Origin of the sequence: Paenibacillus sp. MBLB1832 (genome assembly GCF_032271945.1) — a bacterium.
GTDB lineage: Bacteria > Bacillota > Bacilli > Paenibacillales > NBRC-103111 > Paenibacillus_E > Paenibacillus_E roseopurpureus.
On sequence record NZ_CP130319.1, the window covers coordinates 4,800,382 to 4,815,388 of the forward strand.

Sequence of the window (15,007 nt, forward strand, 5' to 3'; positions counted from 1 at the left end):
GCAGGGTTGTCTGCCAGATACAACTTCTTCGAAATCCCTCGGGCAGACCAAGGGGTGTTAGCCCCGCAGCGTGAATACGGTGTTATCAGAAGGAATCTGCTTCTTCGAACTACTTACAAAAATCTTGTTAATTCTATATTGGAATATGTACTATCAGAATAATCTTTGTCTCCAAATATTCCATTAATCTTGTCAAATCCTAACTTACTCCAAAATCTCAAGGCAGACCAGTTCTTTAATTCCACATTAATTCTAATTTCTTTATATTCTAGTCTAGTTAATTCAATAATTAATTGACTTATTATTTCTTGTCCATTTCCTTGATTTTTATAGTTATTTCCCACACACATAAAAGCTAAATATGTAGTGTCATCCAGCGGATATCCGTGATATATACTTAACATTCCAATCAAATTGTTACTTGCATCTTTATTGGTTCTTATCGTTTGAATTTTATAATTCTCTTTCTTTCCTCCTGGTGGTAAATCTCCTGTAAAGAAACATTGTTTTAAATATCCTTTATCAGGTTCACGTCCATCCCAAATTCTTATGTTACTACTTGATTCATAAAGATCTTGTACTTCTTCTATTTCTTGAAGTTTGATGTCTTCAAATATTAGTCTTTCAGATTTCCAAAAGGTGTTCAAAGCCTTCATAGTATCACTTCCAATTTGATTAATATTTGTTCAGATCTTTCTGATAACGTTGTTGTATTCACGAACCCGAGAGGCTTAAAGGAGCGTAGCGACTGGGTCCGAAGGACTTAGCCTCGCAGGAGTTGTCTGCCTGAATTCGCTTCCTCGAAATTCCTCGGGCAGACCAAGGGAGCGTAAGCGACCGCAGCGTGAATACGGTGTTAGGCGATGGATTAGCCCTCCTGAAATACTTTCACATTGATTTAATTCTTAATAACTTTACAATTTCATTCTTTCTTTCACGGTTATATTTCATGTTATTATCTTCATTATTGATTCCATTAGTCCAAATAGAGTTTGATAATCCTATTAGATTTGAAGATGCACTTTGAATATTCTTTCTACTCGGTATTAAGCGCATTATTGAAAACAGTGAATAAAATGGAATTATATTAGAAATACCAATTAATTCGCTTGCTAATTTTCTGAATGTATTTGAAACTTCATCAAGACGAACAACTAGCTTTTCATTATTCTTATTCTCTTCATTGTATTTAAATAGATTTGAATAAATGTTTGCATAATAAATGAGTTGAACTGAAATCTGAGATCGTATCTTTCGAAAGTCTGAAATAGGTTCAATAATATATTTAAGGAGTATTTGACTAAAAAAGAAAACAATTACTCCACTAACGACAGTAAGTGAAGAAGTTATTATTGCGGTTTGCATATGCTTTTTCATCCTTTCTTAGCTAATCTTTCGCCTAACGTTGTTGTATTCACGAACCCGAGAGGCTTAAAGGAGCGTAGCGACTGGGTCGAAGACTTAGCCTCGCAGGGTTGTCTGCCTGAATCACTTCCTTGAAATCCCTCGGGCAGACCAAGGGGCATCAGCCCCGCAGCTTGAATACGGTGTTATACGATGTTGCGTCCCGAATCCGCCCAAGAAATCGTCACTTCTGTTTTTATCAGTTCTTCAGGTTTTCCTATGGTTTTCATAGGGTTATGGGTTCATCCGATTTTTTATTTTCCTATCCAGGGGGCGTCTCATGGACTTGAATAACATTTGAATCAAAGGACGGCCACGTCTCCTGATTCAAGTATTAGAGTCCTTTCTCTTTCTTGCCCCCTGTCTTTCGGATGAACCCAATCTACCCTATCCCCATTGGAAAATTAAACTGATAAAACAGAGACGATTTCGGTCTGAAAGCCCCTCCGATCTTATAACAAATTGTCTATTCAAATGAACCTAAGTACACAAAAACGTTGGCAATCTGCCAACCCTAAGTCAAAGTACGGTTCATTTCATCACTTGACAATTTGGTTCTAAGATCGAGCTTTCAGATGGGCTTTCTTCTTGAATTTACTTCAAGCAATGTCGTATAACGTTGTTGTATTCACGAACCCGAGAGGCTTAAAGGAGCGTAGCGACTGGGTCGAAGACTTAGCCTCGCAGGAGTTGTCTGCCTGAACCTACTTCCCCGAAATCCCTCGGGCAGACCAAGGGGCGTAGCCCCGCAGCGTGAATACGGTGTTATACGACGTCCTTGCCTTCTTTGAAATACTTGCGAACATCCTTAATAAGGTTTGAATTAATCTACATCTAGTCTCATTCATTAAAAACTGCAAATTCCCATAAGATGTCCATTAATATCTACAAAGTCCATGCCCTTTAATGATCCATAATCATTTATTGGACTAACTTCTACTCCGTTGTCCTTTAGTGTTTGATGTGTATAAATAATATCCTTTGAATAAAAGTTGATGATTGGATGCTTTCGTCCATCAAATGTAAAATAAAGTGGGTTTACTTCATCAGCTTGTACCAATGTAATCATGGCTTGTCCAAGTTTTATGTTTCCTTGACCTTCTATAGGATTATTTAAAGTAACATTTAATGCAGCATATCCTCCATCGTGCCACATAAATTTACATCCAAGTTTATTAACATACCAGTCAATCGATTCCAAAATATTAATAACAGGTATAAAATTACAATCAATCCTGTTTAAAATATCCAATCTCATCAATCCTCCAAATAAAATATCATCCTATTATTCTTACAAATGAATACCATTTTGAATGTTTGTTTATGGTTTGCATGGATGTCGTATAACGTTGTTGTATTCACGAACCCGAGAGGCTTAAAGGAGCGGAGCGACTGGGTCGAAGACTTAGCCTCGCAGGAGTTGTCTGCCTGAATCACTTCCTCGAAATCCCTCGGGCAGACCAAGGGGCGTAGTCCCGCAGCGTGAATACGGTGTTATCTGATACTCCGATGATTAGCCCTAGCAAGATTTATTGATTTTGGTTTCTCCCCCCGTCCCTCGTTAGCAACTGCTCTCATAGTTTTTCTGAGCTTCTATGATACCAGTGGACGTTTAGTGACTCTCTCTGCCAACGTTTATTCGTAACGTTCCTCTGCAGCAGCAGTAACGCACAACGAGTTAAAGGTTATAAGTTCTAAAAATACGGCGGACGTGAATGATCTTACTTCTCGAGAGTCGTTCGCAACGTTCCGCCGCCGTTGCAGTTACATACGACAAGAAAAAGGATTTAAGTTCTAAATTCGGCGGATGTGAATGATCTCATTCCTCGAATGTCAATCGTAACGTTCCAATACAGTTGATGTCATCGCCGTATATATTTATTGGCTTTTCGTTTTTTAGGGGGGAGAAACCTTTGCATAGCTGAATATATTCAGGTATAAAAAATCAATAAAGCTTGCTCCTGGTTAGAATAATTTATCTAACCTAGGGGCTATACTTCTTTGCAATCACGCTTCAGGAGTTTCAGATAACGTTGTTGTATTCACGAACCTTCACTGGCTTAAGGGGCGTAAGCCCCGGGTCCGACGGACTTAGCCAGTGCAGGGTTGTCTGCTGATTCCACTTCCTCGAAATGCCTCTTGCAGACCAAAGGCCGTTAGGCCCGCAGCGTGAATACGGTGTTATCGGATGTTCATGCCTTCGAAGAAACACAATAAAAAATCTATTCTAGTATTCTTCTATTCCTCAACAAATCTTCTATATCTTATTAAAACTAAGTCTTCCTCTTCTTCAAAATCTCTGTAGTGAACCCAGTATTCATCATACTCTGTAATTATTTCTGTGTGTCTAATATTAAAATCTTCAATATCTCTGTATAGATAAGTTGTAGGTAGGCAATATAATTCTAGTACTGACTTTAAGGTTTCAACTACATTCTTTAGTTTTGGTTTATAAAGATCTATACTAATTAAACTAAAATCCTTAGTGATGGTTGCAATAAATCCACTTTCTGTTTCTTGATTAAATACTTCAAAGCCTTCAATTGGATTTACATCAAGGTTATTTTCAAAGTTGTTTTTTGAAACGATTTCAATTAATGATTCCAGAGATGGGACACTGATCATGGTTTTAACGCTCCAATTGTTTTAATTGTGAACTTAAATAGTTTATGCATGAATTTCCGATAACGTTGTTGTATTCACGAACCCGAGAGGCTTAAAGGAGCGTCAGCGACTGGGTCGAAGACTTAGTCTCGCAGGAGTTGTCTGCCTGAAATCGCTTCCTCGAAATCCCTCTGGCAGACCAAGGGGCGTAGCCCCACAGCGTGAATACGGTGTTATCTGAAGTTATTGCCATCCTCGAATATTCATTCAATATCTCTTTAACGGTTATTCAAACAAATTTTCCATAATTTTCTATTACAAAATATCTGGTCCATCCCAAGTAAGTATAAAAATAGTGAAAATTAATAATATTGTTAGAATAAAAGCTACAATAGCACTTAATAACCATATTACCTTTCTCTTCACATAGAACATCGTAATTATTTGAATGATTACAGGCAGGATAAAAACATAGATTGAATATTTATTAGGTGGAAATGTATCCAAAGAATATAACCCATACGAGAATAAAGTAGTGAATGCTAAAAGTAATATACTTTTAATTATTGTTAGAATCACTTCTTTTTTCGTTCTAGATTTCATCTTCAAATTATTCTCACATCCTTTTTTATATTCATTCATTTTTGCAATAGTTTCGGATAACGTTACTGTATTCACGACGCCTCACCGACTTAAGCCCGAAGGGCGGCCGCGACGCGGTTAGTCGGTGCAGGTGTGTCTGCTGAATATACTTCCTCGAAATTCCTCTTGCAGACCAAGGGCTACTTCCCCGAGTTTCTTTCAGTCAGTCCGCAGCGTGAATATGATGTTATACGTCGTTGCCTCCTCTTCGAATCAGCCCAAGAAATCGTCTTTCATAGTCTTTACCTATCGTCTTTTATAGTTTTTCAATAGTCGTTCATATAGGGCTTTAGGGTTCATCCGATTCTTCACTGCTCTAAGCAGTGTGGCGAAAAGCACCTAGAAATACGATTGTAACCAAGGAGGAAACTAGCTTCCTACTGGTTTTAAATCGTGTTTCTAGTTTTTTCGCCCTTTAGGTCTTTAATTCGGATGAATCCCTTATAGCCCTTAAAAGAATGTTGAAAATTATAGATAGGTAAAGACTTTGACGATTTCGGTCAGGAATCCTTATAGATCATGTAAACAAATTGTCCAGCCAGAATATGAATCTAAGTCCCTCCAAATTGAGCTCATGCTCAAATTCTTCTACTAGGGAGGGCTCAAGATTCATTCTCTTCTTCGAATTACCTGCTTAGACAATTTATTTTTCATGATCCTGATTCCTGATGGGCTTTACTTCTTTGACTAGGCAATGTCGTATAACGTTTATGTATCCACGAACCCGAGAGGCTTAAAGGAGCGGAGCGACTGGGTCCGACAGGACTTGGCCTCGCAGGGTTGTCTGCCTGAATCCACATCTTCGAAATGCCTCGGGCAGACCAAGGGAGCGCCAGCGACCGCAGCGTTGGATACGTTGTTATAGGATGTCAGCGCCTTCTTTGAATTACTAACATATTCAGTTATTATTTATTGTAGTTGTTCAAAATGAGTGCCCCAGATAGTTTCAATATCATTTAGTGCTTTGGAGTCGTAATATTCAATATCTCCAGTTTCGATTAAATTTGATAGTAAGTAAAGTTTATCATCTTCTTGATTTAGTACTTTAGGCAATTCCAAGGTAAAGTTAGTTTCTGTTTCCAAGGTTCCCTTTGCAACAAATAAAAAGCTAAGTTTCTCTTTACATTTTAATGCATCAATTGCAATGCTTTTTTTCCCTGAACGGACTGCCGAAGGGTATATCCATCCATCAAGATTATATACTTGATAATTATAAAAACATTTCCCTATTAAATTTGAGATCTTATACCTATCATTATCATTATCGGGAACAATAATCGAAAATTCATCAATCAGAAAATTTCCAACCATTTCTTCAACTTTTTTATACCGGGAGTCCATTCCACTACTCGAAGAAATATCGATTAAACTAATTGGGTTCTTGACTTTATAAAATAGTAAATAAAACTCCTGACCAACCTTAATTCTCATTTCCCCTAATGTCGTTCCAATATCACCAGCAACATACAAGACTGGCTCATTAATATCATTTAAACGGCCTCGTCTACTAATATTTTTCGATGGTGGGTACCACAAATCATCATTACATTCTATTGAAGAATCAATTGTTCTAATTCGATACAAAAGAGAATTTAATGGAATATGATGTGTTGGAACGTTCATAGGCATAAAATATGCCCCATTACCATTGCTATATGATAGTATTCTAGTTAACTTTGATCTGAGTTCATCATTGGTAATCTTACTATAATCGGTATTCCTTAATTCTTGAATCAATTCATGCTTTTCTTTTAGTTGATGTAGGTAGACTGATTGCGAAGGCGGGGTCATATTGATTGTAATCTTGCTTATATTTTTATGAGATTTATTCTTTTTACTCATTCGAACACTCCTCCGATAATCTGAATCTATTGTATTTTATTTTTAGCGCTGATTTCCTATAACGTTGTTGTATTCACGAGCCCGAGAGGCTTAAAGGAGCGTTAGCGACTGGGTCGAAGACTTAGCCTCGCAGGGTTGTCTGCCTGATACGACTTCCTCGAAATCCCTCGGGCAGATCAAGGGGCGTAAGCCCCGCAGCGTGAATACGGTGTTATACGATGGAACCTCTTCATTGAACTACCTACAAACTGTTACTTAGTATTATTGGTTCTACTACCTCAGTCCATTTATGATCATTATCTGCAAGTAAAGTTTTCCATCCGAGATTTATTACTGGTTTGAAATTTTTTTCTTGGTCATCAATGTAAAGAATCCACTGATTTAATTCGTAATTTTCAATATTCCTTTCAACAAGTTTGTAAATTTCAAGTTCAGGTTTTCTTAACCCAACTTGATTTGATATTGTAATGCTCTTAACAAATGGTTCTATTCTAGATAAAGTTGATTCAAGCCATTCCTTACAGTGATTACTTAAAATATGAATATCAGCAATACGACTCCAACTTGCCAAATAGTCCATCGCAGGAAGTGGCTCCAACGATTCAATTAACATCCCTCGTGCTTCTTCTATATTTATTCGATCTATTCGATTACTCAACCAAGTCCAAAATTGATCTTCTCTAATCTTCCCAGTCCAAAGATCCTTTCGAATTGTATCAAATTGTTCTCTTAGATCTTGAAATGAAATGTCATTACTTTGGGACAATCTACGCCAAAAACTTGATGAGAAATTGCTTACTAACACACCAGCTAGGTCTAATACAAGCTGAGGTTTTGAATTCATCTTCTAGTCTCCTAATCTTATTAATGAATTTCAGGTTCTGTCGTATAACGTTGTTGTATTCACGAACCCGAGAGGCTTAAGGCGCGGCAGCGCCGGGTCGAAGACTTAGCCTCTCAGGGTTGTCTGCCCGAATGGGCAGACCGAGGGGCATCAGCCCCGCAGTGTGAATACGGTGTTAGAAGATGTTGGCGCCTTCACTGAATTACTATCAAATGTATCTATCTCTCATCTTTCATAATTTTTTCGGTTTTTTTCCTATATCCGACTATGATCGCACTTCTGTCTAACCCAAGAGAGAAAAATCTTCATAGTCACTTAGCAGTTAACCTATCCAAGTTTCGCAACGGTTCGAAAAGCAGTCTTGTCCTCGTCATTTTGGTTTTTAAAAGTCACTTTACGTTTTTTGCAACTAGGCCTTCTTCGGAAAGCCATATACTAATAGTACAAATCCAACAAAGAAAAGGAACCATACATAAAAATTATCAAAGAAACCAGGGTAATTCGGTGAATTATCGACACCTGTCCCATGTGAAGCATACGCTGCTACAATTATCGAAGAAGAAATTCTTGCCGAAATTCTCTCGATTGTGTAAAATAGCCCGCTAATGATAATTAATATTGTACCTAAACTCTTATAGAAGTTATTTCCCATCGAAATATCACCCTCCAATTAGTCTCTTTAAAATTCAGCTTAAAGTTTCGATTATTACTTCAATCGCTTGTTTTAATATTTTTTATTACTGGTGTTTCGCCAATTTCTTCTAACGTTGTTGTATTCACGAACCCGAGAGGCTTAAAGGAGCGAATGCGACTGGGTCGAAGACTTAGCCTCGCAGGGTTGTCTGCCTGATTCCACTTCTTCGAAATCCCTCGGGCAGACCAAGGGGCGTCAGCCCCGTAGCGTGAATATGGTGTTATCAGATGCCGGTGTCTTCTTCGAATATGCTTACATATCTTGTTTGCTATATTCCTAATATTGATATTTCTTTATATTCTTGTAGGTTCTTTAATATCCATGTCTGAAACTCTTCAATTAACATATATAAATTCTTACAATTCCTATCAAAATCTTTAACAAAGATACTTTTAGAATCTTTAAAAAGGAAGCGTATATAATGCTCCAGTTCTTCTTCTCTTGGATTTTTTAAGAATTCTTTTACTTCATTTAGGTTGTAAATTATTCTATTCCATACTACAGAGTCAAGGCTAAAGAAACCATAATGATCATAATCTTTATATGCCTTTTCAATTGAAGGTTCAAAGTATGCAAATACTTGTTCATCAAAAAAAATAGAGTGATCATTCCAACATTTCCCTTCATACTTCCCTGGTAATACTTCAAAGTAACAGGTCCCTTCTAATTCTACTTTATCATTTATAATTTTAATGTTTAATCATTCCTTTCTTAATAGGATTTATACAATGTTCCACACCGGTTTCTGATAACGTTGTTGTATTCACGAACCCGAGAGGCTTAAGGCGCGGCAGCGCCGGGTCGAAGACTTAGCCTCGCAGGGTTGTCTGCCTGATACGACTTCCTCGAAATCCCTCTGGCAGATCAAGGGGCGTAGCCCCGCAGCGTGAATACGGTGTTATCTGATACTCCGATGATTAGCCCTAGCAAGATTTATTGATTTTGGTTTCTCCCCCCGTCCCTCGTTAGCAACTGCTCTCATAGTTTTTCTGATCTTCTATGATACCAGCGGACGTTTAGTGACTCTCTCTGCCAACGTTTATTCGTAACGTTCCACTACAGCAGCAGTCACGCACAACGAGTTAAAGGTCATAAGTTCTAAAAATACGGCGGACGTGAATGATCTTACTCCTCGAGAATCGTTCGCAACGTTCCGCCGCCGTTGAAGTTACACACGACAAGAAAAAGGATTTAAGTTCTAAATTCGGCGGATGTGAATGATCTCAATCCTCGAATGTCAATCGTAACGTTCCACTACAGTTGATGTCATCGCCGTATCTATTTATTCGTTTTTCGTTTTTTAGGGGGGAGAAACCTTTGCATAGCTGAATATATTCAGCTATAAAAAATCAATAAAGCTTGCTCCAGGTTAGAATAATTTACACTTCAGGAGTTTCAGATAACGTTGTTGTATTCACGAACCCTCACTGGCTTAAGCCGCGTCAGCGGCGGGTCGAAGACTTAGCCAGTGCAGGGTTGTCTAGCCTGATTCCGCTTCCTCGAAATCCCTCGGGCAGACCAAGGGGCGTAGCCCCGCAGCGTGAATACGGTGTTAGATGATGCCATCTGACTTCATTGATATACAATCAATAATTATCTCCTTCCTTCTTTCATTTCACTTTCGTAGTATTCTAATTCTTTCTCCGCTGATATCCAGTATAGGGCTGTCTTTATTAATCTCTTTAAATCTGATATATCTTTGTCTTCCCACTTTTGAGTATAATGAGCATGGTCATTCCCTAACCATGATGCTCTTCTGGCTAAAAATTTTACTTTTTCATCAGTTACGTATTGTTCAATTACAGCATCGAATCTGTGATTATTTTTTATCTTTTCTGCCTCTTCAGGGAATCTAATAATGAGATAATCCTTAACTAAAAATTCTAACGCCTTCCTATAACCAAGACCACAAATCTGATCAAGCTTTCTCTCTTCAGCCTGTTTGGCTTGATTAAATATACTAACAAAATTTTCTGAGATTTCATTGATGGGTTCAGAAAATTCTTCTTCTTTAAATTTAAAAGGACTACATCCCACATATTTTGGTAAAGAACTGTCATATATATTGAATAATGTATTCTTACTATATATTCCAAAAAACATCTCTAAACATGCTTTTCTTGGACATGCATAAACAACCCTTATGTTCCAATAATCATTCTTATGAAAATCATATCCGAATAAAATCTCTGGGTGAATTCCATGATGACAAAACGGACATGTGTCAGGAATTGTTAAATCCAATGAATCAATCTTCTTTTTGTCGATTACTGTGTAATTTTTATCTTCCATGTTTTATTATCCTTTCAGATGGTTTCATCTAACGTTGTTGTATTCACGAACCCGAGAACCTTAAGGGAAGCATTGAGCCAAAAGCGAAGCTGGCTCCTGACCGGCCGCGACGCGGTTAGGTTTCGCAGAGGTTGTCTGCTGATTCCACTTCTTCGAAATGCCTCTTGCAGACCAAGGCCCCTTTAGGGGCCGCCGCGTGAATACGGTGTTATGTGAAGTCCCTGTCTTCCTAGAGTTACCTAATTATTCTTTAGACTTTCTAACCATTCATTATAAAAATCTAATTGTTCATCAATCGCTACATATTCTAGACTTGGGTCATAGTCAAAAATATCTACTACATCAGTTAATTTAGCTTGTTTGCCCTTCAATAGTTTATATGCCTTACTGCCTCCCATAGAAATCTGCATTGGGGAGGGGTAGACATTTCTTGCTGCTCCATTACATTCCAATATCATCCCTTGGTCTTCCAATATTCTTCTTAGTTCTATTAGAGCTTCGAAGAAATACTCTTTCTGTATTGAAATAATATCATTGTTTGTATTTAGTTCTAATTTGACCTCATCTTTATTCGTACAAGCTTCTTCATAGATTATCATTTCAGTGACAGAAACTTTATTATTGTTTATATACTTAATCCTTACAGTTTTTGCTTCCATCTCATCTTCAGCCTTTCAAATTTATTGTGATTATTTTGATTCAATATGGGTTTCACAGGGATTTCACATAACGTTCTTGTATTCACGAACCCGAGAGGCTTAAAGGAGCGAAAGCGACTGGGTCGAAGACTTAGCCTCGCAGGAGTTGTCTGCCTGAGTCCGCTTCCCGAAATGCCTCGGGCAGACCGAGGAGCGTCAGCGACGATGCGTGAATATGGTGTTATGTGATGTTCGAGCCATCTTCGAGTTTGCTACCAACCGTCCTTTTTACTTCTCGAATTTACGTAGAACTATATTATTATCTGTATTTTGTTCTTCCTAACTCGATTAACGATAAACACTACCATTCCATTAATTACTGGTAAGGATAACCATAATAATGGCACTGTGTAAAAAGAAATTGCACTATCCCAATCATAGGTCAAGTAACCAAGCACTTTATGGAAATACCAAATATCAATTATCCATATAGTTGGAATTTGTATAATCGCTATTGGATACGTAAATTTTCGTCTCCAGGACTTTGATAGAATGTAGCCATTAAAAGCCGCCAATATAACTAAAAAAGTTAGTAGACCAAAGGGTGGCTTAAGTAATCCGGTGAACCACATATTGAAAATAGGGGTCATTAGGTCCTCCTCTAAATTATTTTTTTATTATTGAATAACTTTTGGTCTTCATAGTTTCTAATAATATGCTCGAATTTCACATAACGTTGTTGTATTCACGAACCCGAGAGGCTTAAAGGAGCGTAGCGACTGGGTCGAAGACTTAGCCTCGCAGGAGTTGTCTGCCTGATTCTACCTCCTCGAAAATACTTCTGGCAGACCAAGGGCCGTCAGGCCCGCCGCGTGAATACGGTGTTATACGCTGCCCCGACTTCTTCGAGTATACTTTCAAAACATGGGTTTTAATTCTTTACAGCCATTGAACTTGGTACTATCCAAATGTTATTGTTTGCCTTACTGAAACTGCAATTTTATTTGTCCGATTTCATTTTGTTTAAGTCTTTTATAGTTAGTTCCCATTCCCACGATACTCTTTCCTGGCATAAACGGTATAGGGTAGATATTCCTATTATTAATTATATCGAAGTATTCATGTACTCTAATTGTATCTCCTGGTTTTAAAACGATTTCATTATTTGAACTAATAATTTTTTGAATTGTTATTTCAGTTTCTACCATTCTGTCATTAATAAATTGTTTTCCTGTTCCTATTGCTTCTACTTCAGCATCAATCTGTGCTGGAAAAAAATCATATATACCATAAGTAACTTGTTTCTTATCAAGAATTAGATACTTATCTGCAATGCAATACACTGCAACGACTGTAATTAAAGTAGCTAACAAGACTTTGAAGAATATCTTTGTGGGTTTTAATTTCATTTTTTAGTCCTTTTAATTTATTGGGTTTCGGGGTTGCGTATAACGTTGTTGTATTCACGAACCCGAGAGGCTTAAAGGAGCGCTAGCGACTGGGTCGAAGACTTAGCCTCGCAGTGGTTGTCTGCCTGATACGACTTCCTCGAAATTCCTCGGGCAGACCAAGGGGCGTAGCCCCGCGGCGTGAATACGGTGTTATATGATGGATTGGCCCCACTTCTTTGAATAGAGACAGGACGTCGGCCCACATTGAATTTATATTCTTATAAGAGTTTTAATACATTCTTGATTTATCCAATCTTATTGAATACACCTTATTGTCCACCATGCAAAATTCTAGTGCTCGTTTATTTCTCTTATCTATATATCCTATAATCATGAAGCCTTGTTCAAATCTTTCATAATATTGATACCCATACTGTTCTAATATTGTATTCAGATCATTTCCTATAGATATTCCTTTATTGGTTTTAAAATTATTTGAATAAGTTGCAATCCTTATAATCAAGTCATCATTTTTTTCTGTTGCTACATCCATTCCTTTGTTTGATCGATAGTAGTTAAATAAGGCATTTTCTAGACTTTTAAGTTCTCCGACATTATTTAAGAACTCCTCAGACTTTATCGATTGATTTAACTTTACTCCCGAAATATTCTCGTTAGTAAGATCTGTACTGGTCGTTGTATAATATTTTAATGTCCTAAATCCCAAATCAAAGTACGAATTTATGCCGATTCCTAAACTTACGATGATGATCGTAATAATTGCAAATATCTTCAGTTTTTTTCGCATTAATCTTTTCCAACTTTCTTCAAGCAACAGGACGTTGCGAACGAGATACTTTCAAATAGTCACTTTGGGGCCAATCTTTCATATAACGTTGTTGTATTCACGAAACCGAGAGGCTTAAAGGAGCGTTAGCGACTGGGTCGAAGACTTAGCCTCGCAGGGATTGTCTGCCTGAATAACTTCCTCGAAATCCCTCGGGCAGACCAAGGGAGCGTAGCGACCGCAGCGTGAATACGGTGTTAGGTGATGTTCGGGCCATCTTCGAATTACAATCACAGTATTTCTTTTCTTCTATTTTTTAATTTATTGAATCCATAATCAATTAATATAGCTAATACAGTGAAGATAGTTATTAAAATAATAAAAAAAACTGCAGCCCAGCCAGCAGCACCAACATCATCTTTCTTAAGATCTAAAATAGAACTATGAATTTGATTGAAGAAGAATACTAATCCAAACATCAATAGTGTAAATCCAATGAATTTCCTACTAATAAAACAAATTGTTGATATTATTAATACAATAAGTAATGGGGGAATGATCATAACATGTAAATCTCGAATAATTTTCGGATTATAAAGGGGCTTAATTATTAAAATTAGCATTAATAGAAAATACACTAATCCAGTTATAATCATTTTTATGGTTTTTGATTTATTTAGTTTATAGTCATTTACAATTGATCTGACCGATAAGTATAAATAGAAACATAGACCGAGAACTGGTAATACTAAGATTTCCATATCTAATTCTCCCTTAGTAAAAGTACTAATTGAATCATTTTTCATAATTTGCCCGAATTTCACCTAACGTTGTTGTATTCACGAACCCGAGAGGCTTAAGGCGCGGCAGCGCCGGGTCGAAGACTTAGCCTCGCAGGGTTGTCTGCCTGATACGACTTCCTCGAAATCCCTCTGGCAGATCAAGGGGCGTAGCCCCGCAGCGTGAATACGGTGTTATCTGATACTCCGATGATTAGCCCTAGCAAGATTTATTGATTTTGGTTTCTCCCCCCGTCCCTCGTTAGCAACTGCTCTCATAGTTTTTCTGATCTTCTATGATACCAGCGGACGTTTAGTGACTCTCTCTGCCAACGTTTATTCGTAACGTTCCACTACAGCAGCAGTCACGCACAACGAGTTAAAGGTCATAAGTTCTAAAAATACGGCGGACGTGAATGATCTTACTCCTCGAGAATCGTTCGCAACGTTCCGCCGCCGTTGAAGTTACACACGACAAGAAAAAGGATTTAAGTTCTAAATTCGGCGGATGTGAATGATCTCAATCCTCGAATGTCAATCGTAACGTTCCACTACAGTTGATGTCATCGCCGTATCTATTTATTCGTTTTTCGTTTTTTAGGGGGGAGAAACCTTTGCATAGCTGAATATATTCAGCTATAAAAAATCAATAAAGCTTGCTCCAGGTTAGAATAATTTACACTTCAGGAGTTTCAGATAACTTCTAATTTACGAACCCGTTTTCGTTATTTATGCCAAAATGAGATGTTATGCGTAGTTGGGTTCGTGTAAATTTATTTTGGCGGATTGTTATTGATACCCATTATACGTTCAAGTGGGCTTTGTATTTGTCTGGCGTCCCTAATGCTAACGTGGGTGTAGATTTCAGTTGTTTTAGAACTTTGATGCCCTAATAGCTCTTGGATATAACGCAGGTCCGTACCTCCTTCCAATAAATGAGTGGCAAAAGAGTGTCGCAAAGTGTGGACACTTACTTTCTTTCGAATGTTGGCAACTTGTTTCGCTCTTTCGAATACTTTTTGAACACTTCGTTCTGTTATATGTGTACCAGGTTCCATTCCTGGGAAAAGCTACTTTTCAGGTCTGTTCT

The 15,007-nt window shown here is 37.7% G+C and carries 13 protein-coding genes; 1 reads left to right on the forward strand and 12 read right to left on the reverse strand.

The window, feature by feature from the left end; genetic code table 11:
• Positions 1-113: 113 nt before the first annotated feature.
• From MJB10_RS21575 to MJB10_RS21590, 4 genes are all read right to left on the reverse strand, one after another.
• Positions 114-656: a GNAT family N-acetyltransferase gene (locus tag MJB10_RS21575; RefSeq protein WP_314798259.1), complete on the reverse strand. Its 543-nt coding sequence runs from the start codon at positions 654-656 to the stop codon at positions 114-116.
• Between the two features lie 232 nt (positions 657-888).
• Positions 889-1,365 (reverse strand): hypothetical protein, encoded by a 477-nt coding sequence (locus MJB10_RS21580; RefSeq protein WP_314798262.1) that lies wholly within the window; start codon positions 1,363-1,365, stop codon positions 889-891.
• Positions 1,366-2,251: 886 nt separating this feature from the next.
• Entirely contained in the window at positions 2,252-2,656 is a 405-nt protein-coding gene (locus MJB10_RS21585) for a VOC family protein (RefSeq protein ID WP_314798265.1), read from the reverse strand.
• Between the two features lie 986 nt (positions 2,657-3,642).
• Positions 3,643-4,029 carry a hypothetical protein gene (locus tag MJB10_RS21590; protein WP_314798268.1) on the reverse strand — a complete coding sequence of 129 codons (387 nt, stop codon included), beginning with the start codon at positions 4,027-4,029 and terminating at the stop codon, positions 3,643-3,645.
• A 1,315-nt stretch (positions 4,030-5,344) separates the two neighbouring features.
• Here MJB10_RS21590 and MJB10_RS21595 point away from each other — a divergent pair.
• Complete coding sequence (locus tag MJB10_RS21595) at positions 5,345-5,515, forward strand: hypothetical protein (protein WP_314798272.1); 171 nt, start codon at positions 5,345-5,347, stop codon at positions 5,513-5,515.
• A gap of 44 nt (positions 5,516-5,559) precedes the next feature.
• Here MJB10_RS21595 and MJB10_RS21600 read toward each other — a convergent pair whose 3' ends face one another.
• From MJB10_RS21600 to MJB10_RS21635, 8 genes are all read right to left on the reverse strand, one after another.
• On the reverse strand, positions 5,560-6,492 hold the full coding sequence (locus MJB10_RS21600; protein WP_314798274.1) for an RES domain-containing protein: 933 nt from the start codon (positions 6,490-6,492) through the stop codon (positions 5,560-5,562).
• Positions 6,493-6,733: 241 nt separating this feature from the next.
• Positions 6,734-7,336 (reverse strand): HAD family hydrolase, encoded by a 603-nt coding sequence (locus MJB10_RS21605; RefSeq protein WP_314798277.1) that lies wholly within the window; start codon positions 7,334-7,336, stop codon positions 6,734-6,736.
• A gap of 2,287 nt (positions 7,337-9,623) precedes the next feature.
• Positions 9,624-10,322, reverse strand: coding sequence for a DUF4145 domain-containing protein (locus MJB10_RS21610; protein WP_314798280.1), 699 nt, complete (start codon positions 10,320-10,322; stop codon positions 9,624-9,626).
• 239 nt (positions 10,323-10,561) lie between these two features.
• Positions 10,562-10,981 (reverse strand): hypothetical protein, encoded by a 420-nt coding sequence (locus MJB10_RS21615; RefSeq protein ID WP_314798282.1) that lies wholly within the window; start codon positions 10,979-10,981, stop codon positions 10,562-10,564.
• 962 nt (positions 10,982-11,943) lie between these two features.
• On the reverse strand, positions 11,944-12,369 hold the full coding sequence (locus MJB10_RS21620; RefSeq protein WP_314798284.1) for a hypothetical protein: 426 nt from the start codon (positions 12,367-12,369) through the stop codon (positions 11,944-11,946).
• Positions 12,370-12,640: 271 nt separating this feature from the next.
• The gene (locus MJB10_RS21625) at positions 12,641-13,159 is read right to left on the reverse strand and encodes a hypothetical protein (protein WP_314798285.1); all 519 of its coding nucleotides are present in this window, start codon (positions 13,157-13,159) and stop codon (positions 12,641-12,643) included.
• Positions 13,160-13,428: 269 nt separating this feature from the next.
• A complete protein-coding gene (locus MJB10_RS21630; protein WP_314798288.1) occupies positions 13,429-13,944 on the reverse strand; it encodes a hypothetical protein in 516 nt (171 codons plus the stop codon).
• A gap of 746 nt (positions 13,945-14,690) precedes the next feature.
• Positions 14,691-14,975, reverse strand: coding sequence for a tyrosine-type recombinase/integrase (locus MJB10_RS21635; protein WP_314798291.1), 285 nt, complete (start codon positions 14,973-14,975; stop codon positions 14,691-14,693).
• Between the last annotated feature and the right edge of the window lie 32 nt (positions 14,976-15,007).

What these genes read in the sequence shown, in the direction of transcription:
- MJB10_RS21575 (WP_314798259.1), bottom strand. Translation starts at nt 656, where the DNA reads ATGAAGGCTTTGAACACCTTTTGGAAATCTGAAAGACTAATATTTGAA.
- MJB10_RS21580 (WP_314798262.1), bottom strand. Translation starts at nt 1,365, where the DNA reads ATGCAAACCGCAATAATAACTTCTTCACTTACTGTCGTTAGTGGAGTA.
- MJB10_RS21590 (WP_314798268.1), bottom strand. Translation starts at nt 4,029, where the DNA reads ATGATCAGTGTCCCATCTCTGGAATCATTAATTGAAATCGTTTCAAAA.
- MJB10_RS21595 (WP_314798272.1), top strand. Translation starts at nt 5,345, where the DNA reads ATGTCGTATAACGTTTATGTATCCACGAACCCGAGAGGCTTAAAGGAG.
- MJB10_RS21600 (WP_314798274.1), bottom strand. Translation starts at nt 6,492, where the DNA reads ATGAGTAAAAAGAATAAATCTCATAAAAATATAAGCAAGATTACAATC.
- MJB10_RS21605 (WP_314798277.1), bottom strand. Translation starts at nt 7,336, where the DNA reads ATGAATTCAAAACCTCAGCTTGTATTAGACCTAGCTGGTGTGTTAGTA.
- MJB10_RS21610 (WP_314798280.1), bottom strand. Translation starts at nt 10,322, where the DNA reads ATGGAAGATAAAAATTACACAGTAATCGACAAAAAGAAGATTGATTCA.
- MJB10_RS21615 (WP_314798282.1), bottom strand. Translation starts at nt 10,981, where the DNA reads ATGGAAGCAAAAACTGTAAGGATTAAGTATATAAACAATAATAAAGTT.
- MJB10_RS21620 (WP_314798284.1), bottom strand. Translation starts at nt 12,369, where the DNA reads ATGAAATTAAAACCCACAAAGATATTCTTCAAAGTCTTGTTAGCTACT.
- MJB10_RS21625 (WP_314798285.1), bottom strand. Translation starts at nt 13,159, where the DNA reads ATGCGAAAAAAACTGAAGATATTTGCAATTATTACGATCATCATCGTA.
- MJB10_RS21630 (WP_314798288.1), bottom strand. Translation starts at nt 13,944, where the DNA reads ATGAAAAATGATTCAATTAGTACTTTTACTAAGGGAGAATTAGATATG.
- MJB10_RS21635 (WP_314798291.1), bottom strand. Translation starts at nt 14,975, where the DNA reads ATGGAACCTGGTACACATATAACAGAACGAAGTGTTCAAAAAGTATTC.